This is a genomic window from Pseudomonas sp. LBUM1651, assembly GCF_059716135.1.
Map to the genome: position 1 here is coordinate 4,037,183 of NZ_CP166805.1, position 22,616 is coordinate 4,059,798.

The following is a 22,616-nucleotide window of genomic DNA, read 5'->3' on the forward strand; positions in this document are numbered from 1 at the left end:
CTGCCTGCGTGGAGCAGTCAGACCTCGCGCCTCCTGAAGTCAGTTGAAAAGGAGACCGCACCGATTCGGAGCACGAAAAGCTGCGGCGAGCGACTGATTAAGACACTTTACAATAAAATTGTACACAATAAAAACGACATTTTTAGTGCTACCACCGCCATTCGGGATTTACCGCTGAATCCATCGGCAAACCATACGATCCAAGGGCCTTCCATCCATTAGCTGACCATTCAGGCAGGTTTCTTGCAATAACATGTGAAGATGACCGCTGATGAAAAATGCGAAAATTCAGGCTTACAAAGTCGATATAAAGTTGTATACAATCATCTCATCGCTGTGACGCCAGCCTGTCCTCTCACCGCCAAGGCGCCACACAACCTGTCAACACGAATAAGAAGGAAGACTGCAGTGAGCGCTGACTACCCACGCGACCTGATCGGTTACGGCAGTAACCCTCCTCACCCACACTGGCCGGGCAATGCCCGCATCGCCCTCTCCTTCGTCCTGAATTACGAAGAAGGCGGCGAGCGCAATATCCTGCACGGCGATAAAGAATCCGAAGCCTTCCTTTCGGAGATGGTCTCGGCGCAGCCGCTGCAAGGCGCGCGCAACATGAGCATGGAATCCCTTTACGAGTATGGCAGCCGTGCCGGCGTCTGGCGGATTCTGAAACTGTTCAAGGAATTCGACATTCCGCTGACCATCTTCGCCGTGGCCATGGCCGCCCAGCGTCACCCGGACGTGATCCGCGCGATGGTCGATGCCGGCCACGAGATCTGCAGCCACGGCTACCGCTGGATCGACTACCAGTACATGGACGAAGCACAGGAACGAGAGCACATGCTCGAAGCGATCCGCGTACTCACCGAAATCACAGGCATTCGCCCGCTGGGCTGGTACACCGGCCGCACCGGTCCAAACACCCGCCGCCTGGTGATGGAAGAAGGCGGTTTCCTCTACGACAGCGACACCTACGACGACGACCTGCCCTACTGGGAACCAAACAATCCGACCGGCAAGCCGCATCTGGTGATCCCGTACACGCTGGACACCAACGACATGCGCTTCACCCAGGTCCAGGGGTTCAACAAGGGCGACGATTTCTTCGAATACCTCAAAGACGCGTTCGACGTGCTGTACGCCGAAGGCGCCGAAGCGCCGAAGATGTTGTCCATCGGCCTGCACTGCCGGCTGATCGGCCGTCCGGCGCGTCTGGCCTCGCTCAAGCGCTTTATCGAATACGCTAAAAGTCATGAACAGGTGTGGTTCAGCCGCCGCGTCGACATCGCTCGCCACTGGCACGAAACCCACCCGTACCAAGGGGCTGCGAAATGAGCCACTTCCAGACACTGAAACCCTCGACCCTGAGCCGCGACGCATTTGTCGCCGCTTTCGCCGATATCTACGAACATTCGCCATGGGTGGCCGAGAAGGCCTTCGACCTGGGCCAGGACGTTTCGATCGACGAGATCGAAACCCTGCACCAGCGCATGAGCGACATCCTGTTGAGTGCTGATCACGAAAGCCAATTGGCCCTGATCAACGCTCACCCGGACCTGGCCGGCAAAGCCGCCGTCCAGGGCCAGCTCACCGCAGCCAGCACTGAAGAACAGTCTGGCGCGGGTATTCACCAATGCACGGCCGAAGAGTTTCAACGCTTCACCGAGCTGAACGACGCCTACAAAGCCAAGTTCAAGTTTCCCTTCATCATGGCGGTAAAAGGCAGCAACCGGCATCAGATCCTCGCGGCGTTCGAAACGCGCATTCACAACTCGGCAGATACCGAATTCAAGTGCGCGCTGGCGGAGATCAACAAGATCGCCCTGTTCCGATTACTGACTCTCTAGCAAGCAGCCCTTGTGAAAAGCCCCGAGTGTTCTTAAACGCGGAAAGCACCCAGGGCCAGCGAGCATCCCAAGCCAACTTATTAAAGGCAGACAAGAAGAATGAAAGCTTACGCCGTACCTTTCGAGAAGTTCGTCAACCTGGCCGACGCCCGGCTGGGCACCAAAATCATCTCGGTCACCGATGACTGGTTCGCAGACGCCAACCGTCTGTTCCAACCGACCCCGGCCGTGTGGAAGGAGGGCGTGTTCGATGACAACGGCAAGTGGATGGACGGCTGGGAATCTCGCCGCAAGCGCTTCGAAGGCTACGACAGCGCGGTGATCCGCCTGGGCGTACCGGGTTCGATCAAAGGCGTGGACATCGACACTTCGTTCTTCACCGGCAACTTCCCGCCGTCGGCTTCGCTGGAAGCCTGCTTCCTGGCCTCGGGCGAGCCGGACGACAACACCCAGTGGACTGAAGTGCTGTCGGCCGTCGAGCTGCAAGGCAACAGCCACCACTATCACGAAATCAATAACGACCAGGCCTTCAGCCACCTGCGCTTCAACATCTACCCGGATGGTGGCGTGGCCCGTCTGCGTGTCTACGGCATTCCGTTCCGCGACTGGTCCGCTGTCGGCGACAACGAGCAGGTTGACCTGGCCGCAGCCCTGAACGGTGGCCGCGCCCTCGCCTGCTCCGACGAACACTTCGGCCGCATGAGCAACATCCTCAATCCGGGCCGTGGCATCAACATGGGCGACGGCTGGGAAACTGCGCGTCGTCGCACGCCGGGCAATGACTGGGTCATCGTCGCGCTGGGTCATGCCGGCGAGATCGAAAAAGTCATCGTCGACACCCTGCACTTCAAGGGCAACTACCCGGACACGTGCTCGATCCAGGGTGCGTTCGTGAAGGGCGGCACCGACAGCCAGATCGAAACCCAATCGCTGTTCTGGCGCGAACTGCTGCCGGCGCAGAAACTGGAAATGCACGCCGAACACACCTTCGCCGAGCAGATCAAGGCACTGGGCCCGATCACCCACATCCGCCTGAACGTGTTCCCGGATGGTGGTGTGAGTCGCCTGCGCGTTCTCGGCAAGGTCGCGAAGTAATGCTGAGCCTGTAGGAGCACAGCTTGCTGGCGATGGCGTCAGTGAGGGCGCCTTCGCCGGCAAGCCGTGCTCCTACAAAAGCAAAGCTACAAACAACACAGAATTCGGATAAGAACAGCATGCGCACACTGACGATTGAACCGCTGACCAAAGAAGCCTTCGCCCCTTTCGGTGACGTGATCGAAACCGACGGCAGCGATCACTTCATGATCAACAACGGTTCGACCATGCGCTTTCACAAACTGGCGACGGTGGAAACCGCCACGCCAGAGGACAAGGCGATCATCAGCATCTTCCGCGCCGACGCGCAGGACATGCCGCTGACCGTCAGCATGCTGGAGCGTCACCCGCTGGGCAGCCAGGCTTTCATTCCGCTGCTCGGCAACCCCTTTCTGATCGTGGTCGCGCCACTTGGCGATGAACCTGTATCAGGCTTGGTCCGCGCCTTCGTCACCAACGGCAGGCAGGGCATTAATTACCATCGCGGCGTTTGGCACCATCCGGTGCTGACGATCGAAAAGCGGGATGACTTCCTGGTGGTTGATCGCAGTGGCACAGGCAATAACTGCGATGAGCATTTTTTCAAAGAGGATGAGCGTTTGATCCTCGCCCCCCACCAATAAGAGAAGGTCTGATCACTCGACAACAGAGTGACAGGCGAGAGGTAAAGACTGTGGAAGCACATCTGTTGGAATGGCTGAACCTGAGCGTGCGCTGGGTTCACATGATTACTGGCGTGGCCTGGATCGGTGCGTCGTTCTACTTCGTCTGGCTGGAAAACAACCTCAATCGGGTCAACCCGAAAAGCGGTCTGGCCGGCGATCTGTGGGCGATCCACGGCGGCGGTATCTACCACCTGGAAAAATACAAACTCGCCCCACCGACCATGCCGGACAACCTGCACTGGTTCAAATGGGAAGCCTACTTCACCTGGCTGTCGGGGATCGCGCTGCTCTGCGTGGTGTTCTACTCCAACCCGACGTTGTACCTGTTGGCACCGGGCAGCAGCCTGACCGGCCCTGAAGGGGTTGCCCTGGGCATCGCCTCCTTGTTCGTCGGCTGGTTCATCTACTCCTTCCTTTGCGACTCGGCCCTGGGCAAACGCCCTGCCCTGCTCGGTTTCATCCTGTTCGTGCTGATCATTGGCGCCGCCTACGGCTTCAGCAAAGTGTTCAGCGGCCGCGGTGCGTACCTGCACGTCGGCGCGATCATCGGCACCATCATGGTCGGCAACGTGTTCCGCATCATCATGCCGGCGCAGCGTGCATTGGTGGCGGCGATTGCCGAGAACCGCACACCGGATCCGGCACTGCCGGCCAAAGGTTTGCTGCGTTCGCGTCACAACAACTACTTCACCTTGCCGGTGCTGTTCATCATGATCAGCAACCACTTCCCGAGCACCTACGGCAGCCAGTACAACTGGTTGATCCTGGCCGGGATCGCCGTACTGGCGGTGTTGGTGCGTCACTACTTCAACACCCGTCATGACAGCCACAAGTTCGCCTGGACCCTGCCTGTCGCGGCTGTTGGCATGATCTGCCTGGCTTACGTGACCGGCCCGGCGCAAATGCCGAGCGCGCCTGAAGTAGCCAAGGCCCCTGGCACCATCGAGTACCAGCCGCTACCGGAAACTGCCCTGGGTGGTGGTGCCAAACCTGCCGCTGCGAAACCTGCTGAAGCACCGGTCCAGGCTGCAAACGCCGGCCCGAGTTTCGACAAGGTGCACAGCGTAATTCAGGAACGTTGCTCGGTCTGCCATTCGGCCAAACCGACCAGCCCGCTGTTCAGTGCTGCACCGGCCGGGGTGATGTTCGACACGCCCGAGCAGATCCGCCAGAACGCGGCGCGCATCCAGGCTCAAGCCGTCACCAGCCAGATCATGCCACTGGGCAACATCACCCAGATGACCCAGCAGGAACGTGACCTGATCGGTGCGTGGATTGTTCAGGGAGCTCCGACCAACTAAGCAACACAAAAGCCTGTGAAAGCGGGCTTTTGTGGCGAGGGAGCTTGCTCCCGCTGGGTCGCGAAGCGGCCCCCCTCTCTACCTGAAAAGAAGGGGACTGCTGCGCAGTCCAGCGGGAGCAAGCTCCCTCGCCACAGGTCCCCCCTGATACACAAAATCACAAGAATAAAAAAGATCCGAGGTGTTGCATTGTCCGAGCTATCCGAAGCGCGCATCCCCGACGCACCCGCCATTCAGCGTTTACCCCTTTTGCAATTGATCCTGGTCGGTCTGCAACATGTTTTGCTGATGTACGGCGGAGCCATCGCGGTGCCGCTGATCATCGGACAGGCCGCAGGCCTGAGTCGTGAAGAAATCGCCTTCCTGATCAATGCCGACCTGCTGGTCGCCGGCATCGCCACCATCGTGCAATCGCTGGGCATCGGCCCGATGGGCATTCGCATGCCCGTGATGATGGGCGCCAGTTTCGCCGCGGTCGGCAGCATGGTCGCCATGGCCGGCATGCCCGGTATCGGTCTGCAGGGCATCTTCGGCGCGACCATCGCCGCCGGCTTCTTCGGCATGATCATCGCGCCGTTCATGTCCAAAGTCGTTCGCCTCTTCCCGCCTCTGGTAACGGGCACCGTCATCACCTCGATCGGTTTGTCGCTGTTCCCCGTGGCCGTCAACTGGGCGGGCGGCGGCGCCGGCGCCACTCAATTCGGTTCACCGATTTACCTGGCCATCGCCGCGCTGGTGCTGGCTACCATCCTGTTGGTCCATCGCTTCATGCGCGGTTTCTGGGTCAACATTTCCGTGCTGATCGGCATGTGCCTGGGCTACGTGATCTGCGGGCTGATCGGGATGGTCGACCTCAGCGGCATGGCTCAGGCGCCCTGGCTGCAAATCGTCACCCCGCTGCATTTCGGCATGCCAAAGTTTGAACTCGCACCGATTCTTTCGATGTGCCTGGTGGTGGTGATCATCTTCGTCGAGTCCACCGGGATGTTCCTCGCGCTGGGCAAAATCACCGGTCAGGAAGTCTGTCCGCGGATGCTGCGTCGCGGCTTGCTGTGTGATGCCGGCGCGTCGTTTTTTGCCGGTTTCTTCAACACCTTCACCCACTCCTCGTTCGCGCAGAACATCGGCCTGGTGCAGATGACCGGCGTGCGCTGCCGCTCGGTGACCATCGTCGCCGGCGGTTTGCTGGTCGTGCTGAGTTTGCTGCCGAAAGCAGCGTTCCTGGTGGCCTCGATTCCCCCCGCCGTGCTCGGTGGCGCCGCGATTGCGATGTTCGGCATGGTCGCCGCCACCGGTATCAAGATTCTTCAGGAAGCCGACATCGGTGACCGTCGCAACCAGTTGCTGGTGGCGGTGAGCATCGGCATGGGATTGATTCCGGTGGTGCGTCCGGAGTTTTTTGCGCACCTGCCGCTGTGGATGAGTCCGATCACGCACAGCGGAATTGCCATGGCGACTCTTAGCGCCCTGATGCTGAACCTGTTGTTCAACATTCTCGGCGGCGCCGAACGCGCGGCGATCAACGACTGCCACGCCCACTCGCATTGACCCACCTGTAATGAACCGCCTCCTGTGGCGAGGGGGCTTGTCGGAACGCCGCATCGCCCCGTTCGGCTGCGAAGCAGTCGCAAAACCTGCTGACAGGGTATGGCTGGGGAAATGCCGGGGCCGCTTCGCGACCCAACGGGGGCAAGCCCCCTCGCCACAAAACAATAAAAACAAGAGGGAGCGACAGATGATTCGGACTCAGACAAACCTGCTGTTGGGCGGTGGCCTGCTGGCCGCCAGCCAAGCCATGGCCGGCGATTTATTGCTGTGGCAGACCAACAGCCTGAGCTATTTGTACGGCAAGAATTTCGCGATCAACCCGTCGATCCAGCAGACGGTGACGTTCGAGCACGCCGACAAATGGAAGTACGGCGACAACTTCCTGTTCGTCGACAAGATCTTCTACAACGGCGAGGAAGACCGCAACAAAGGCCCGCGCGCCTTCTACGGCGAGTTCAGCCCCCGCCTCTCCTTTGGCAAGATGCTCGACCGCCGCTTCGAATACGGCCCGATCAAGGACGTGCTGCTGGCCATGACTTACGAGTATGGCGAAGGCGACAGCGAGGCCTACCTGATCGGCCCCGGTTTCGACCTCGCAGTGCCGGGCTTCAACTATTTCACGTTGAACTTCTATCGTCGCCAGACCGAAGGCCCGCGCCCCGGCGATGGTGTCTGGCAGATCACACCGGCCTGGTCCTACAGCATTCCCTTGGGCAACTCCGACCTGTTGATCGACGGTTATCTGGACTGGGTGGTGGACAACGATCAGAACGCTCGCGGCACTTACCACGCCAACTTGCACATCAATCCGCAGATCAAATATGACCTCGGCAAAGCCCTGGGCTGGAGTCAGAAACAGTTCTACGTCGGCACCGAATACAGCTACTGGAAGAACAAGTACGGGGTCGAAAACAGCGCCAACCTCGACACCCACCAAAACACCGCCAGCCTGCTGGTGAAGGTGCACTTTTAAGATGGCCCGCAACCGTGCTTCAAACCTGTCGTCGGTGCGCTGTTGCGGGGCACTTGAGACCTGGCCAAGGAGTCAGTATTCTCCGCGGCCGCCCGAATCCGCTTTAAAAAAAAGCCCGGATTTAATTCCTGACCAGAAAGCCAACTTATCCCGGCCCTGGACGGTAGCAAGGCATTCCAACACCCCTCTCAATCGACTGCTCTTGAGCCGCCGAACGGAAGTTTTTTTGCTTTTCGAAAGCCTTGGCGCAGCGCTTGCCAACAGCACCGAAGCTAACCGATTGGATGATTTTTTACTGTTACAGAAAAAGGCGCCACACCAGAGCGCCGATCTTAAAAAAACAACGTGAAACACCTACTTTTTGGGAGCAACCGAATGAAACGTACGTGCACTAGCCTGATGCTGGCGGGATCCTTGCTGGCCGGGGGTCAGGCCATGGCCGGCGACTTGCTGCAATGGCAGAACAACAGCCTGACTTACCTGTATGGCAAGGACTTCAAGGTCAACCCTGCGATTCAGCAGACCGTGACGTTCGAACACGCTGACGGCTGGAAATATGGGGACAACTTCTTCTTCGTCGACAAGATCTTCTACAACGGCGACAAGGACTTCAACGTCGGCCCGAACACCTACTACGGTGAGTTCCAGCCACGTATTTCCCTGGGCAAAGTGCTCGACCAGAAGATCGAATTCGGCCCGATCAAAGACGTCTTGCTGGCGATGACTTACGAGTTTGGCGAGGGCGATACAGAGTCCTACCTGATCGGCCCGGGTTTCGACCTGGCGATTCCCGGCTTCGACTACTTCCAGCTGAACTTCTACCAGCGTCATACCGAAGGCCCGCGCGCGGGTGACAACGTCTGGCAAATCACACCGGTGTGGTCCTACACCATCCCGGTCGGCGATTCGAACATCCTGATCGACGGGTTCATGGACTGGGTAGTCGACAACGATTCCAACTCCAAAGGCGACTACCACGCCAACCTGCACTTCAACCCACAGGTTAAATATGACTTGGGCAAGGCGTTGAATGTTGGTGAGAAGCAGTTGTATGTCGGTGTGGAGTACGACTACTGGAAGGACAAATACGGGATCGACGATACCCGTGCGTTTACCACCAATCAGAATGTGACGAGTTTCCTGGTCAAGTTTCACTTCTGATCCGGCTGTAAGTGGCGTCTGCAGGCTAGCTCCCACAGTTGATCTGAGTGACACTGAAGATCCACTGTGAAAGCTAGCCTGCTAGCGATAGCCACACCGCCGATCTCAGGCCGAAACCACCGGCTCCGCCAACCCAAGAAACCGGCAAAGCTCCTCACGCTTGGCCAACGCATCCCGCCGCCCCAGATCAATCAACTCACTGCAATACCCCGCCTCGAACAGCAGGTAACTCAACACTCCCGCCCCGCTGGTCTTGGTCGCGCCCGGCCCGCGCAGGAACAGACGCAACGCCGCCGGCAATTCCTGACGGTGACGCGCAGCAATTTCATCGATCGGCTGGCTCGGCGAAATCACCAGCACCTCCACCGGCGCTACGCCGAGCGTACGAGTCGGCGTGCCGTCGGGCATCAGATGACTGAACTGATTCAGGCGCTGCAGCAACTCGATGTCGCTTTCCAGGCTGTCAATGAACGTACTGTTGAGCATGTGCCCGCCGATCTGCGCGAGCGTCGGCTGTTGGCCGGTGTAGGCGCGTTGCAACGGCTGCTCCGGGTCGACCCCGCGCGGGTTGCCGCTGACACCCACCACCAGCACGCGACTGGCGCCCAGGTGCAGGGCCGGGCTGATCGGCGCTGATTGGCGTACTGCGCCGTCGCCGAAATACTCTTCGCCGATTTTCACCGGTGCAAACAGCAATGGGATCGCTGAGCTGGCGAGCAAATGGTCGACGGTCAATTGCGTCGGCACGCCAATTCGCCGATGACGCAACCAGGCGTCGATGGTTCCACCGCCCTGATAGAACGTGACCGCCTGACCCGATTCGTAGCCAAACGCTGTAACCGCAACGGCCTGCAACTGCTTTTGCGCGATGGCGTCGGCGATGCCGGTCATGTGCAGCTTGTCGTTGAGCAACCTGCGCAATGGCGAGCTGTTGAGCAAGGCCACTGGCACTTGAGCGCCGATGCCGAGCAAACTGTGGCTGACAAACCGGCTGGCCTGACGGATCACGCCCGGCCAGTCGCTGCGCAAAACCAGATGGCTACGAAATCCTTGCCAGAAAGCGGTCAGACGTTCGATGGCACCACGGAAATCCATCGCCCCGCTGGCGAGGCTGACCGCGTTGATCGCCCCGGCCGAGGTGCCGACGATCACCGGAAACGGATTGTCTGCCCCCACGGGCAACAGTTCGGCAATCGCCGCCAGCACGCCGACCTGATAGGCCGCCCGGGCCCCGCCTCCGGAAAGAATCAACCCTGTAACCGGTTCAGCAGGACTCATCGCAACGCTCCATGGTGCTTGATGGGATTTCATTGCTCCAACCCTGTCTACACGAGACCTGTAGGAGCGAGCTTGCTCGCGAAGGTCGTCAACGATGACATTGGCAGCCTGACACCCCGCGGTGGTTTTAAGTTTCTCGCGAGCGAGCTCGCTCCTACAGGGGATCGGTGGTTCAACCGCGTTTTGCGTACAGCTTGGGTTCGCCCGGCGGACGGCTCTTGAAGCGGCGATGGGCCCAGAGGTATTGCTCCGGACAGTCACGCAGCACGCCTTCGATCCATTGGTTGATCCGCAGGCAATCGGCCTCTTCGGTTTCGCCGGGGAAACCCTCGAGCGGCGCATGGATCACCAGTCGATAACCGCTGCCGTCCGCCAGCCGCTCCTGGGTGAACGGCACCACCAGCGCCTTGCCCAGCCGCGCAAACTTGCTGGTGGCGGTGACGGTCGCGGCCTGAATGCCGAACAGCGGCACGAAGATGCTTTGCTTGGCGCCGTAGTCCTGATCCGGTGCGTACCAGATCGCCCGGCCGGCCCGCAGCAACTTGAGCATCCCGCGCACGTCTTCACGCTCCACGGCCAGCGAATCGAGGTTGTGCCGTTCGCGGCCACTGCGCTGGATGTAATCGAACAACGGGTTCTTGTGCTCGCGATACATGCCGTCGATGGTGTGCTGCTGACCTAGCAACGCCGCGCCGATTTCCAGCGTGGTGAAATGCACCGCCATCAGAATCACGCCCTTGCCGTCGCGCTGGGCTTTCTTCAGATGCTCCAGCCCTTCGACGTGGGCCAGCTTCGCCAGACGCTCCCGGGACCACCACCAGCTCATGGCCATTTCAAAGAATGCGATGCCGTTGGAGGCAAAGTTTTCCTTGAGCAGGCGTTTGCGTTCGGCAGCGGACTTTTCCGGGAAGCAAAGTTCCAGATTGCGCTTGGCAATACGCCGTCGGTCGCCCGCCGCGCGATACATCAATGCACCGAGGGCGCGGCCGATAGACAACAACGCCGGATACGGCAATTGAACAATCAGCCACAACAGCCCCAGCCCACACCACAGCGGCCAGAAACGCGGCATAAGAAATGTTTTTCGAAAACGCGGGCGATCCATTAAAGGTTCCGGAAAGACGATGGCCGCGCATTCTACATCGTTCGACCCGGCTTGCGGCTGGCGAGCGTTCTCGTTATAAGTCTCGGCACTTTTAGTGACAAGCCGTTGTATGCCGACCATGAGCCAAACCGACCCGCTAGACCAAGATCCCGTGTTCCAGTTGAAGGGCAGCATGCTCGCCATTACGGTGCTGGAGCTGGCCCGCAACGACCTCGAGAGCCTCGATCGGCAACTGGCCGCCAAAGTCGCCCAGGCGCCTGGCTTCTTCAGCAACGCGCCGCTGGTACTGGCGCTGGACAAACTTCCGGCCAGCGAAGGCGCGGTCGATCTGCCAGGCTTGATGCGCGTCTGTCGCCAGCACGGCCTGCGTACGTTGGCGATCCGCGCCAGCCGCATCGAAGACATCGCCGCCGCCATCGCGGTCGACCTGCCGGTGCTGCCACCGTCCGGCGCCCGCGAGCGACCGCTGGACCCACTTGAAGGGGCCGTTGCGAAGAAACCGGAAAAACCGGCGGAACCGACGATCAAACCGACGAAAATCATCACTTCGCCCGTACGCGGCGGCCAACAGATTTATGCGCAGGGTTGCGACCTCGTCGTGATCTCCTCGGTCAGCCCGGGGGCGGAACTTCTCGCTGACGGTAACATCCATGTATACGGCCCGATGCGCGGTCGTATATTGGCCGGGGTCAAAGGCGACACGAAAGCCAGGATTTTCTGCCAACAAATGAGCGCTGAGCTAGTCTCCATCGCAGGTCACTATAAGGTTTCGGAAGATCTGCGGCGCGACCCTTTATGGGGTGCAGGCGTACAGGTCAGCCTGTCGGGCGATGTGTTGAACATCATTCGGCTTTAACGGATACTGCCGCATTTTCCAAGCATCTCTAAAACGTAGCGAAAACGGCTCAAACGAAGTAGGAAAAAGGCCGAAAGCAGTGTTTACCGGGGGTAAACGCGGTTCAGGGCCGGATTCCAGCCAAGGCTGTCCGACTGCAGTCGTTTTTTTCAGAGATGTTTTTCGGGGCTAAATGTCCTTTTTCCTTAGGGGTGAAACACCTTGGCCAAGATTCTAGTGGTTACATCCGGCAAGGGTGGTGTGGGTAAGACCACCACCAGTGCTGCTATCGGTACCGGCCTCGCACTGCGCGGTCACAAAACAGTTATCGTCGACTTCGACGTCGGTTTGCGTAACCTCGACCTGATCATGGGTTGCGAGCGTCGCGTCGTGTATGACTTCGTCAACGTGGTCAACGGCGAAGCCAACCTGCAACAGGCCCTGATCAAAGACAAACGCCTGGAAAACCTCTACGTACTGGCTGCCAGCCAGACCCGCGACAAAGACGCGCTGACCGTCGAAGGCGTGGAAAAAGTCCTGATGGCGTTGAAGGAAGACTTCGAATTCGTGGTCTGCGACTCCCCGGCCGGCATCGAGAAAGGTGCTCACCTGGCCATGTACTTCGCCGATGAAGCGATCGTCGTGACCAACCCGGAAGTCTCCTCGGTTCGTGACTCGGACCGCATGCTGGGCCTGCTGGCCAGCAAATCGCGTCGCGCTGAAAACGGCGAAGACCCGATCAAGGAACACTTGCTGCTGACCCGCTACAACCCGCAACGCGTCAGCGACGGCGAAATGCTCGGCGTCGAAGACGTCAAGGAAATTCTCGCCGTGACCCTGCTGGGTGTGATCCCTGAGTCCCAAGCGGTACTCAAGGCGTCCAACTCCGGCGTGCCGGTGATCCTCGACGACCAGAGCGACGCCGGTCAGGCGTACAGCGATGCCGTCGATCGCCTGCTGGGCAAAACCGTGGAGCATCGGTTTCTCGATGTGACGAAGAAAGGATTCTTTGAGCGTCTGTTTGGAGGCCGGTAATGAACATTTTTGACTTCTTTCGTGCTAACAAGAAGCCAAGTACCGCCTCGGTAGCGAAAGAGCGTCTACAGATCATCGTGGCGCATGAACGCGGCCAACGCAGTACGCCGGACTACCTGCCCGCCTTGCAGAAGGAATTGGTCGAGGTGATCCGCAAGTACGTCAATATCGGGTCCGATGACGTGCACGTCGCCCTGGAAAACCAGGGTAGCTGCTCGATTCTGGAACTCAATATCACCTTGCCAGATCGCTGAGTCGATCCGGCTGGAGCCACGGCGGCTCAGGTCTGCACCTCTGTAGGAGCCGAGCTTGCTCGCGATAGCGATTGGTCATTCAATATCGTAGTTGAATGTAAAATCGTCATCGCGAGCAAGCTCGGCTCCTACAGAGGACAGGTTCTGAGCCGCCGTTGGCGTTTGTTACGAGGCTGTTTTAATGCCGCTGTCCAACATCCGCATCATCCATCAGGACGCCGCCGTACTGGTGGTGGATAAACCGACCCTGTTGCTTTCCGTCCCTGGCCGGGCCGATGACAACAAGGATTGCCTGATCACCCGCCTGCAAGAAAACGGCTACCCGGAAGCCCGCATCGTCCATCGTCTGGACTGGGAAACGTCCGGCATCATTCTGCTGGCCCGTGACCCGGACACCCATCGCGAATTGTCTCGGCAATTTCACGACCGCGAAACCGAAAAGGCCTACACCGCACTCTGCTGGGGTCAACCGGAGCTGGACAGCGGCAGCATCGATCTGCCGTTGCGCTACGATCCACCGACCAAGCCGCGCCACGTGGTGGACTACGAGTTCGGCAAAAACGCCCTGACGTTCTGGCGCGTGCTCGAACGTTGCGGCGACTGGTGCCGGGTCGAACTGACGCCGATCACCGGCCGCTCCCATCAATTGCGCGTGCACATGCTCTCCATCGGCCACCCGTTGCTGGGTGACGGGCTCTATGCCCATGAGCAAGCGCTGGCCGCTTGGCCACGGCTGTGCCTGCATGCGAGCATGCTCAGCTTCACTCATCCGCAGACGGGTGAACGCTTGCGTTTCGAGTGCCCGGCACCGTTCTAAGCGGAAAACACTGACTCTGTAGGAGCGAGGCTTGCCCGCGAAAGCGGTGTGTCAATCGACATCAACTTTGATTGACAGTCCGCTTTCGCGGGCAAGCCTCGCTCCTACAGAGGATCTGCTCCGAGTCAATTTGGGGGCTACTCCCTCAGCAGCCCACCGCCAATTCTCTGACCAATACGTTAAACTGGCGCCATTGCTGTCTGGAGCTACTTATGCGCGAAGAGTTGAACCAAGGCCTGATCGATTTCCTCAAGGCCTCCCCTACCCCGTTCCATGCCACCGCCAGCCTTGTTCAGCGTCTGGAAGCGGCGGGTTATCAGCGTCTCGATGAACGCGAGCCCTGGTCCACCGAGGCCAACGGCCGTTACTACGTCACCCGCAACGACTCTTCGATCGTCGCAGTCAAGATGGGCCGTCACTCGCCACTGCACGGCGGCATTCGTCTGGTCGGCGCCCACACCGACAGCCCGTGCCTGCGGGTCAAACCCCAGCCGGAACTGCAACGCCAGGGTTTCTGGCAACTGGGTGTCGAAGTCTATGGCGGCGCGCTGCTGGCTCCCTGGTTCGACCGCGACCTGTCCCTGGCCGGCCGCGTGACCTTCCGTCGCGACGGCAAGGTCGAGAGCCAGCTGATCGACTTCAAGGCACCGATTGCGATCATCCCGAACCTGGCCATTCACCTCAATCGTGAAGCCAACATGGGGTGGGCCATCAACGCCCAGACCGAATTGCCGCCGATCCTTGCACAGTTTGCCGGTGATGAGCGTGTGGACTTCCGCGCCGTGCTCACCAACCAGCTGGCGCTGGAGCATGGCCTGAATGCCGACGTGGTGCTCGATTACGAGCTGAGCTTCTACGACACCCAAAGCGCGGCGGTCATTGGCCTGCATGGCGACTTCATCGCCGGCGCGCGCCTGGACAACCTGCTGTCGTGCTACGCCGGCCTGCAGGCTTTGCTGACGGCTGAAACCGACGAAACCTGCGTGCTGGTCTGCAATGATCACGAAGAAGTCGGCTCCTGCTCAGCGTGCGGCGCCGACGGCCCGATGCTTGAGCAGACCCTGCGTCGCCTGCTGCCTGAAGGTGATGAGTTCGTACGCACCATTCAAAAATCCCTGCTGGTTTCGGCCGACAACGCCCACGGCGTGCACCCCAACTACGCCGACAAGCACGACGCCAACCACGGCCCGAAACTCAACGCCGGCCCGGTGATCAAGGTCAACAGCAACCAGCGCTACGCTACCAACAGCGAAACCGCCGGGTTCTTCCGCCACCTGTGCATGGCCGAGGAAGTGCCGGTGCAGAGCTTCGTGGTGCGCAGCGACATGGGCTGCGGCTCGACCATCGGCCCGATCACCGCCAGCCACCTGGGCGTGCGCACCGTGGACATCGGCTTGCCGACGTTCGCCATGCACTCGATCCGCGAGCTGTGCGGCAGCCATGATCTGGCGCACCTGGTGAAAGTGCTGAGCGCGTTTTACGCCTGCCAGGAATTGCCGTAAACCCAAAAAAGCTTCGCGAGCAGGCTCGCTCCCACAATGGAATGCATTTCAAATGTGGGAGCGAGCCTGCTCGCGAAGACGTCAGCTCAAACAACGCGAATTTCATGCTTGCAGTGATTCATATCTGATACACATCACCACCGGCCACCCAAAAGCCACCTAGACTTTAAATACCCCTTTCGACAAGGCAGTCGCTCATGATCTCGATGTCTTCATTCCACGCCATGCTGATCCCGATTCTGGGCGGGATGATCCTGCTGGCCGTCGGCTTCAATTTCCGTGACAAGAATGCTGGCGTGTTCGCGATGTGGATCGGCATGCTGACCATCCTCGCCACCGTGATTTTCAAGATCCTCGCCAAACTCAACGAATAAATGCCTCCCCCCGGCTCGCATTGATTTTGGCGGGCTCGTACACTCGGCCGATCTGCTCCTTTCAAGGTTGACCGCCTAGTGTTCGCTCGTCTTTTTGCCCTGCCGTGTTTTTTCCTCGTCTGCTTGATGGCGCTGCTGCCGATCACGCCCGCCCAGGCCGCCGGTTTGCCGAGCCTGCTCAACGGCTCCGCGAAAACCCAGCCAGAGGCGCAAGAACCGCTGGAGAACGATCAGTAACGAAGCCAATTACTGGCCGACCTGAAGAAGCTGCGCGACGCCACCAAAAAAGCCCAACCGGCCACGGAAGAAGGCGTGCTGGGTCTGATTGGCGGGACGCTGGCCAATTTCGAAAAGCAGTTTTCCGGCGCCGACAGCCCGCTCACGCGCTGGCGGCGCTGTCCACCGGGCTGTTCATCCTGCGCTTCCGTCGCCCCATCGCCCACCTGATCCGCAACCAACCGCTGTCCCGACGCCTGACCCGCCGCGCCCTCAGCGACACCATCGATATTCTCGGCACCTTCTGGTACGTGCCGGCGCTGGTGCTGGTGGCCATCTCGCTGTTCGCCACGTTCGTCTCGGCCGGCGATACCAGCACCGCCTTGCGTCAGTCGCTGATCTGCACCGTGCTGTTGGTGTTGTGCATGGTCATCAACGGCCAATGCCCGCGCGCAGACGATGATGCCGCTGATCCGCAACGTGCTGTTCGTGGCGATATTCATCGTTGCGCTGATCGTCGCCCTGGCGAACATGGGCATGAACGTCACGCCGCTGCTGGCCGGTGCCGGTGTGATCGGTCTGGCCATCGGTTTCGGCGCGCAATCGCTGGTGGCGGACCTGATCACCGGACTGTTCATCATCATCGAAGACTCCCTGGCCATCGACGACTACGTCGATGTCGGCGGCCACCTCGGCACCGTCGAAGGCCTGACCATTCGCACTGTGCGCCTGCGGGACATCGATGGCATCGTCCATACGATTCCGTTCAGCGAGATCAAAAGCATCAAGAACTACTCACGGGAATTCGGCTACGCGATCTTCCGCGTGGCGATCCCCTCGAGCATGGACATTGATAACGCGATCAAATTGATGCGCGACGTCGGCCAGAAGATGCGCACCGATCCGCTGCAACGACGCAATATTTGGTCGCCGCTGGAGATTCAGGGTGTCGAAAGCTTCGAATCCGGCAACGCAATCCTTCGGGCCCGGTTCAAGACCGCACCGATCAAGCAGTGGGAGGTTTCCCGGGCGTTCAACCTGTCCCTGAAACGCCACCTGGACGAAGCCGGGCTCGATCTGGCGACTCCACGCATGAGCGTGCAAGTGGTGACGGCGGGCGGCGGTCCGACCCTGTAGGAGCGAGCTTGCTCGCGATGGACGTAAAGGCACCGCGTTTATCCAGACAGCAAACGTAATCGTTGACGTCCATCGCGAGCAAGCTCGCTCCTACAGTGGTCGTCAAACGCAGAGTTGCACCAAAACGCAGGCATAAAAAATCCCCGAACCAGTCGGGGATTTTTTATGTTCGATCAATCAGCCCGAGAGCGGATCAATCTTCGCGATAGCGACGCAGCTTCAACTGCTTACCGGCAACGCGAGTGTCCTTCAGCTTGGTCAGCAGACGCTCCAGACCATCTTCCGGCAGCTCGACGAGGCTGAAGCTGTCACGCACCTGGATGCGACCGATTGCTTCGCGAGCCAGACCACCCTCATTGAGGATAGCGCCCAGCAGGTTCTTGGCAGCGATACCATCACGCGCACCCAGCGCGGTACGGCAACGAGCACGACCTTCGGCCAATGGAACCGGAGCGCGACGCTCACGATCACCACGGTCCGGACGATCACCGGAACGCTCTGGACGATCGCCACGCGGTGCGTTGTTTGGCACCAGTGGACGTTCTTTCTCGATTGCAGCCAGGGTCAACGCCTGAGCGTTGGTGGCCTTGCGCAGCAGGGCAGCGGCCAGGGCACGCGGGGTGCAACCGATGTCGGCGGTCAGGCGATCCAGCAGATCACCGTGAGTCGACTCGGCGTCGCCAACCAGCGGCGACAGGCTGTTGGTCAGTTTCTTGATGCGGGCATCGAGAACGGCCTGAGCGTCCGGCAGGCGGACTTCGGCAACTTTCTGACCGGTTACACGCTCGATCACTTGCAGCATGCGGCGCTCACGCGGAGTCACCAGCAGCAGTGCACGACCTTCGCGACCGGCACGGCCGGTACGGCCGATACGGTGAACGTAGGACTCAGGATCGTACGGCATGTCAACGTTGAACACGTGAGTGATGCGCGGAACGTCCAGGCCACGAGCAGCAACGTCGGTCGCCACAACGATGTCCAGACGGCCATCCTTGAGGGAGTCGATCACGCGCTCACGCTGGTTCTGGGCAATGTCACCGTTCAGCGCAGCGGCTTTGTAGCCTTTGGCTTCCAGGGCGCTGGCCAGGTCCAGGGTCGCTTGCTTGGTGCGCACGAACATGATCAGGGCGTCGAAGTCTTCGACTTCCAGCAGGCTCAATACAGCCGAGGTCTTCTGGTCAGCGTGAACCAACAGGTGAGCCTGTTCGATCGCGGTAACGGTCTGAGTCTTGGTCTGGATCTTCACGTGTTGCGGATCGCGCAGGTGGCGTTCGGCAATGGCACGGATCGACTGTGGCAAGGTGGCCGAGAACAGTACGGTCTGACGGGTCGCTGGCAGAGCCTTGAAGATGACTTCGAGGTCATCCATGAAGCCCAGCTTGAGCATTTCGTCAGCTTCGTCGAGAACCAGGTGGTTCACGGTCGACAGGACTTTTTCGTCGCGACGCAGGTGGTCACACAGACGGCCCGGGGTGGCGACAACGATCTGTGCGCCGTTACGGATTGCTTTCAGTTGTGGGCCCATAGGCGCGCCGCCGTAAACGGCCACAACGGTAACGCCCGGCATTTGCTTGGCGTAGGTTTCGAAAGCGGTTGCTACTTGCAGCGCCAACTCACGGGTTGGCGCCAGGATCAGGGCTTGCGGCTCGCGCTTGGCAGGATCGATGCAATGCAGGATAGGCAGGGCGAACGCAGCGGTTTTACCCGTACCGGTTTGCGCCTGGCCAATCATGTCCTGGCCGGCCATGATGATCGGGATCGATTGCTGCTGAATAGCCGAAGGCTCTTCGTAGCCAGTCGCAATGACGGCTGCAAGAATATTCGGATTAAGATTAAAAGCGGCGAAGCCGCCGGTTTCCTGGGTCATGGGTCTGCCTCTAAGTGCATCCGCAAAGACCCATGCTCCAAAGCTGCGCATGCCGTGTAAGACTCAAGAGTCGCCCTGGCTGCTTTGTCGGCGGGGATTTGCGAAAACGAATGAATGAAAAAGATTCGTCAAGGGAGAGTCCGCTGTGCGGACGTGCAGCCGAAGCTGACTTCGGGGAATTGCGCTACCTAAACGCGGCCCGGTTAAAGGCCGGCGCGCACTATACCGGAATTCGCCCAAAAAGGGAGCATTATTTGTCGGAAATCTGACGCATACACCGTTATGTCACAGGCTTTGCAGATAATCGTGCAGCGGTCTATTTTTCAAAGGCCCGGCCCTGCTGGCGATGGCGCTAAAACGGTCACCCTTGGGACGCAGCCCTGCGGTCTCAAACCCCTTCCCGCCCGAGGAATTGCTTGATGAATCAATCCGTTACCAGCCGTGTAACCTGCGAACGGCACGGCCATGTCCTGTTGATGGGCCTGGATCGGGTGGCCAAGCGCAACGCCTTCGATCTCGACCTGCTCAATGCCCTCAGCCTGGCCTACGGCGAATTCGAGGCCGACAGCGAGGCGCGGGTGGCGGTGGTGTTCGGGCATGGCGAGCATTTCACTGCCGGGCTCGACCTGGTCAATGCCAGCGCAGCGCTGGCCGAAGGCTGGCAAGCGCCACCCGGGGGGTGCGATCCGTGGGGGGTGTTTGCAGGTCCGCGAGTCAGTAAACCGGTGATTGTCGCCGCGCAAGGCTACTGCCTGACCATCGGCATCGAGCTGATGCTGGCCGCCGACATCAACCTGTGTGCCAGCAACACCCGATTCGCCCAGAAAGAAGTACAGCGCGGGATCTTCCCGTTTGGCGGCGCGACGTTGCGCCTGCATCAGGTTGCAGGCTGGGGCAATGCCATGCGCTGGCTGCTGACCGGCGATGAGTTCGATGCCCATGATGCGCTGCATCTGGGCCTGGTGCAGGAAGTCATGGCCAGCGAGGATTTGTTGCCGCGAGCGATTGAACTGGCTGAGCGGATTGCCCGGCAGGCGCCGCTGGGGGTTCAGGCGACGTTGATGTCGGCGCGACAGGCACGTTATGAAGGGGAAACCGCGGCGGCGCAGGGATTGCCGGCGCTGGTGAAGAAGTTGTTGGCGAGTGAGGATGCGAAGGAAGGTGTGCGGTCGATGCTGGAGAAGCGGCCGGGCATTTTCAAAGGCTGCTGACAAGACGGCTTTATGTGGCGAGGGAGCTTGCTCCCGCTGGGCTGCGAAGCGGCCCCAAAACTCCGGCCGCCCAGAGATTTTGTGAGTGCTGCGCACTCAAGCGGGAGCGAGCTCCCTCGCCACAGGATTTCGCATCAGGTAGCCGGGCGAATCGCCTTGATCAACGACTGCAACGAATACCCCAACCGCGGCGCCAACGCTTCGGCCCGCGCAACCAACCCGTCCATGTCCAGTTCCTGATCCAGTTCCGAAGGCACGATCAGAATCACATTGCCCTCCTTCACCGGCAGCTCCCAGTAATGCCGATGATAAAGCCCGCGCAACAACGCCGCGCCCAACGGTTTGCCATCGTCGGTGGCCCATTGGTTGATCACCAGCCAACCGCCCGGATTCAGGCGTTTCTGACAGTTTTCCAGAAAACTCCAGGCCAGATGCCCGACGCCCGGCCCGACATCGGTATAGAGGTCGACGAAAATCAGGTCCGCCGGCTCGGCGGTTTCCAGCAATTCCAGCGCATCGCCAACCCGGATGTACAGTCGCGGATCGTCATCCAGCCCGAGGTATTCGATGGCCAGGCGCGGCACGTCGGGGCGCAGTTCGATGGCCTCGACATCTTCCAGCGGCAGGAATTTCAGGCAGGCCTGGGTCAACGTGCCGGCACCGAGGCCGAGGAACAGCGCGCTCTCCGGTTGCTCGTGGCACAACGCACCGATCAGCATCGCCCGGGTGTAATCGTATTCGAGCCAGCTCGGGTCGGCGGTGAACACACAGCTCTGTTCGATGGCATCACCGAACTCGAGAAACCGGTAATCGGCCACTTCCAGCACACGAATCACACCGAACTCGTCCTGTACCTCGGCGAGCAGATGCTCGACGCGCTCCTCAGTCATTTCGTCTCCTGATCGTTACCGGACCCGGCAACGTAGTACACCGCAACATGAGGCGGCAAAAGCGCGATTGTCCGCGAAGCGACGGGAACAGGTCACGCACTAATTTGCTGATAACATGAACGCCCGAGCGTAAAACAACCGAGACCGTGATGAGCCAACCCTGGAGCCCTGACAGCTGGCGCGCCCTGCCGATCCAGCAACAACCTGTTTATCCCGACGCGGCGCATTTGCTGCACGTCGAGCAAACCCTGGCCAGCTATCCGCCGCTGGTGTTTGCCGGTGAGGCCCGGGAGTTGCGCCGTCAGTTCGCCGAAGTGACCCAGGGTCGCGCGTTTCTGTTGCAGGGCGGCGACTGCGCCGAAAGCTTCGCCGAGTTCTCCGCCGCGAAAATTCGCGACACCTTCAAAGTGCTGCTGCAAATGGCGATCGTCATGACCTTCGCGGCCGGTTGCCCGGTGGTCAAGGTCGGGCGCATGGCCGGCCAGTTCGCCAAACCGCGTTCGGCCAACGATGAAACCATCGATGGCGTGACGCTGCCGGCCTATCGTGGCGACATCGTCAACGGCATCGGTTTCGATGAAAAAAGCCGCGTACCGGACCCGGAACGCCTGCTGCAGTCTTATCACCAGTCCACCGCCACCCTGAACCTGCTGCGCGCCTTCGCCCAGGGCGGTTTTGCCGACCTGCATCAGGTGCACAAGTGGAACCTGGATTTCATCGCCAACTCGGCGCTGGCGGAAAAATACAGCCACCTCGCCGACCGCATCGATGAAACCCTGGCGTTCATGCGCGCCTGCGGCATGGACAGTTCGCCGCAATTGCGCGAAACCAGTTTCTTCACCGCCCACGAAGCGCTGCTGCTGAACTACGAAGAAGCCTTCGTGCGTCGCGACAGCCTGACCAACGATTACTACGACTGCTCGGCGCACATGCTGTGGATCGGCGACCGCACCCGCCAGCTCGACGGTGCCCACGTCGAATTCCTGCGCGGGGTGAACAACCCGATCGGGGTCAAGGTCGGCCCGAGCATGAACCCGGAAGACCTGATCCGCCTGATCGACGTGCTCAACCCGGACAACGATCCGGGGCGCTTGAACCTGATCGCGCGGATGGGCGCGAACAAGGTCGGCGATCACTTGCCGGCGTTGATCCGCGCGGTGCAGCGTGAAGGCAAGCAAGTGCTCTGGAGTTCCGACCCGATGCATGGCAACACCATCAAGGCCAGCAGCGGCTACAAGACCCGCGATTTTGCGCAGATCCTCGGCGAAGTGAAGCAGTTCTTCCAGGTTCACGAAGCGGAAGGCAGTTATGCCGGTGGTATCCATATCGAGATGACCGGGCAGAATGTCACCGAGTGCATTGGTGGTGCGCGGCCGATTACCGAGGATGGGTTATCGGACCGGTATCACACCCATTGTGATCCGCGGATGAATGCTGATCAGTCGCTGGAATTGGCGTTCCTTATTGCTGAAACTTTGAAGCAAGTCCGACGTTAAATCGCGTCG

21 protein-coding genes and 1 pseudogene are annotated in these 22,616 nt (G+C 59.9%); 18 read left to right on the forward strand and 4 right to left on the reverse strand.

What is annotated here, in order from left to right:
- The first annotated feature begins 408 nt into the window (after window positions 1–408).
- The 9 genes from puuE to ACA066_RS18975 all read left to right on the forward strand — a co-directional run bounded on the left by puuE (window position 409) and on the right by ACA066_RS18975 (window position 8,590).
- Window positions 409–1,335, forward strand: coding sequence for an allantoinase PuuE (puuE, locus tag ACA066_RS18935; RefSeq protein ID WP_497696171.1), 927 nt, complete (start codon window positions 409–411; stop codon window positions 1,333–1,335).
- Window positions 1,332–1,847, forward strand: coding sequence for a 2-oxo-4-hydroxy-4-carboxy-5-ureidoimidazoline decarboxylase (gene uraD / locus ACA066_RS18940; RefSeq protein WP_497696172.1), 516 nt, complete (start codon window positions 1,332–1,334; stop codon window positions 1,845–1,847). The genes puuE and uraD overlap by 4 nt, the downstream gene beginning before the upstream one ends.
- Before the next feature lie 99 nt (window positions 1,848–1,946).
- Window positions 1,947–2,942, forward strand: a complete 996-nt coding sequence (alc, locus tag ACA066_RS18945) for an allantoicase (RefSeq protein ID WP_033057158.1) — start codon at window positions 1,947–1,949, stop codon at window positions 2,940–2,942.
- 119 nt (window positions 2,943–3,061) lie between these two features.
- Window positions 3,062–3,565, forward strand: a complete 504-nt coding sequence (locus ACA066_RS18950; protein ID WP_007988150.1) for an ureidoglycolate lyase — start codon at window positions 3,062–3,064, stop codon at window positions 3,563–3,565.
- Window positions 3,566–3,615: 50 nt separating this feature from the next.
- A complete protein-coding gene (locus tag ACA066_RS18955; protein WP_497696173.1) occupies window positions 3,616–4,908 on the forward strand; it encodes a urate hydroxylase PuuD in 1,293 nt (430 codons plus the stop codon).
- 189 nt (window positions 4,909–5,097) lie between these two features.
- Window positions 5,098–6,456 carry a nucleobase:cation symporter-2 family protein gene (locus ACA066_RS18960; protein ID WP_497696174.1) on the forward strand — a complete coding sequence of 453 codons (1,359 nt, stop codon included), beginning with the start codon at window positions 5,098–5,100 and terminating at the stop codon, window positions 6,454–6,456.
- A gap of 187 nt (window positions 6,457–6,643) precedes the next feature.
- Window positions 6,644–7,429 carry an outer membrane protein OmpK gene (locus tag ACA066_RS18965; RefSeq protein WP_497696175.1) on the forward strand — a complete coding sequence of 262 codons (786 nt, stop codon included), beginning with the start codon at window positions 6,644–6,646 and terminating at the stop codon, window positions 7,427–7,429.
- A gap of 1 nt (window position 7,430) precedes the next feature.
- The gene (locus ACA066_RS18970) at window positions 7,431–7,778 is read left to right on the forward strand and encodes a hypothetical protein (RefSeq protein ID WP_497696176.1); all 348 of its coding nucleotides are present in this window, start codon (window positions 7,431–7,433) and stop codon (window positions 7,776–7,778) included.
- A gap of 26 nt (window positions 7,779–7,804) precedes the next feature.
- Window positions 7,805–8,590, forward strand: coding sequence for an outer membrane protein OmpK (locus ACA066_RS18975; protein WP_497696177.1), 786 nt, complete (start codon window positions 7,805–7,807; stop codon window positions 8,588–8,590).
- A 105-nt stretch (window positions 8,591–8,695) separates the two neighbouring features.
- Here the strand turns inward: ACA066_RS18975 and ACA066_RS18980 are convergent, their stop codons facing one another.
- Both ACA066_RS18980 and ACA066_RS18985 read right to left on the reverse strand, forming a co-directional pair.
- The gene (locus tag ACA066_RS18980) at window positions 8,696–9,868 is read right to left on the reverse strand and encodes a patatin-like phospholipase family protein (RefSeq protein ID WP_497696178.1); all 1,173 of its coding nucleotides are present in this window, start codon (window positions 9,866–9,868) and stop codon (window positions 8,696–8,698) included.
- 172 nt (window positions 9,869–10,040) lie between these two features.
- Entirely contained in the window at window positions 10,041–10,973 is a 933-nt protein-coding gene (locus tag ACA066_RS18985) for a lipid A biosynthesis lauroyl acyltransferase (protein ID WP_497696179.1), read from the reverse strand.
- Between the two features lie 118 nt (window positions 10,974–11,091).
- On the opposite strand from ACA066_RS18985, the gene minC reads away from it, so the two are divergent.
- The 7 genes and pseudogenes from minC (at window position 11,092) to ACA066_RS19020 (ending at window position 17,143) form a co-directional block, all read left to right on the forward strand.
- Window positions 11,092–11,829, forward strand: a complete 738-nt coding sequence (gene minC, locus ACA066_RS18990) for a septum site-determining protein MinC (protein WP_497696180.1) — start codon at window positions 11,092–11,094, stop codon at window positions 11,827–11,829.
- Between the two features lie 201 nt (window positions 11,830–12,030).
- Window positions 12,031–12,843, forward strand: coding sequence for a septum site-determining protein MinD (minD, locus tag ACA066_RS18995; protein ID WP_028624193.1), 813 nt, complete (start codon window positions 12,031–12,033; stop codon window positions 12,841–12,843).
- Window positions 12,843–13,097 carry a cell division topological specificity factor MinE gene (gene minE / locus ACA066_RS19000; RefSeq protein ID WP_007944431.1) on the forward strand — a complete coding sequence of 85 codons (255 nt, stop codon included), beginning with the start codon at window positions 12,843–12,845 and terminating at the stop codon, window positions 13,095–13,097. Before minD ends, minE begins: the two co-directional genes overlap by 1 nt.
- A gap of 181 nt (window positions 13,098–13,278) precedes the next feature.
- Window positions 13,279–13,914, forward strand: coding sequence for an RluA family pseudouridine synthase (locus tag ACA066_RS19005; RefSeq protein ID WP_253429331.1), 636 nt, complete (start codon window positions 13,279–13,281; stop codon window positions 13,912–13,914).
- 212 nt (window positions 13,915–14,126) lie between these two features.
- Window positions 14,127–15,416, forward strand: coding sequence for a M18 family aminopeptidase (locus ACA066_RS19010; RefSeq protein ID WP_084319930.1), 1,290 nt, complete (start codon window positions 14,127–14,129; stop codon window positions 15,414–15,416).
- A gap of 197 nt (window positions 15,417–15,613) precedes the next feature.
- A complete protein-coding gene (locus ACA066_RS19015; protein ID WP_497696181.1) occupies window positions 15,614–15,790 on the forward strand; it encodes a hypothetical protein in 177 nt (58 codons plus the stop codon).
- Between the two features lie 126 nt (window positions 15,791–15,916).
- Window positions 15,917–17,143, forward strand: a pseudogene (locus ACA066_RS19020) (mechanosensitive ion channel family protein).
- 193 nt (window positions 17,144–17,336) lie between these two features.
- Here ACA066_RS19020 and ACA066_RS19025 read toward each other — a convergent pair.
- Window positions 17,337–19,010 carry a DEAD/DEAH box helicase gene (locus tag ACA066_RS19025; RefSeq protein WP_461954045.1) on the reverse strand — a complete coding sequence of 558 codons (1,674 nt, stop codon included), beginning with the start codon at window positions 19,008–19,010 and terminating at the stop codon, window positions 17,337–17,339.
- A 419-nt stretch (window positions 19,011–19,429) separates the two neighbouring features.
- On the opposite strand from ACA066_RS19025, the gene ACA066_RS19030 reads away from it, so the two are divergent.
- Complete coding sequence (locus tag ACA066_RS19030) at window positions 19,430–20,221, forward strand: crotonase/enoyl-CoA hydratase family protein (RefSeq protein WP_497696182.1); 792 nt, start codon at window positions 19,430–19,432, stop codon at window positions 20,219–20,221.
- 134 nt (window positions 20,222–20,355) lie between these two features.
- Here ACA066_RS19030 and ACA066_RS19035 read toward each other — a convergent pair whose 3' ends face one another.
- Window positions 20,356–21,111 (reverse strand): spermidine synthase, encoded by a 756-nt coding sequence (locus ACA066_RS19035; protein WP_497696183.1) that lies wholly within the window; start codon window positions 21,109–21,111, stop codon window positions 20,356–20,358.
- Between the two features lie 149 nt (window positions 21,112–21,260).
- Between ACA066_RS19035 and ACA066_RS19040 the strand changes: the two genes are divergently transcribed.
- Window positions 21,261–22,607: a class II 3-deoxy-7-phosphoheptulonate synthase gene (locus ACA066_RS19040; RefSeq protein WP_017339794.1), complete on the forward strand. Its 1,347-nt coding sequence runs from the start codon at window positions 21,261–21,263 to the stop codon at window positions 22,605–22,607.
- The last annotated feature ends 9 nt before the right edge of the window (window positions 22,608–22,616 follow it).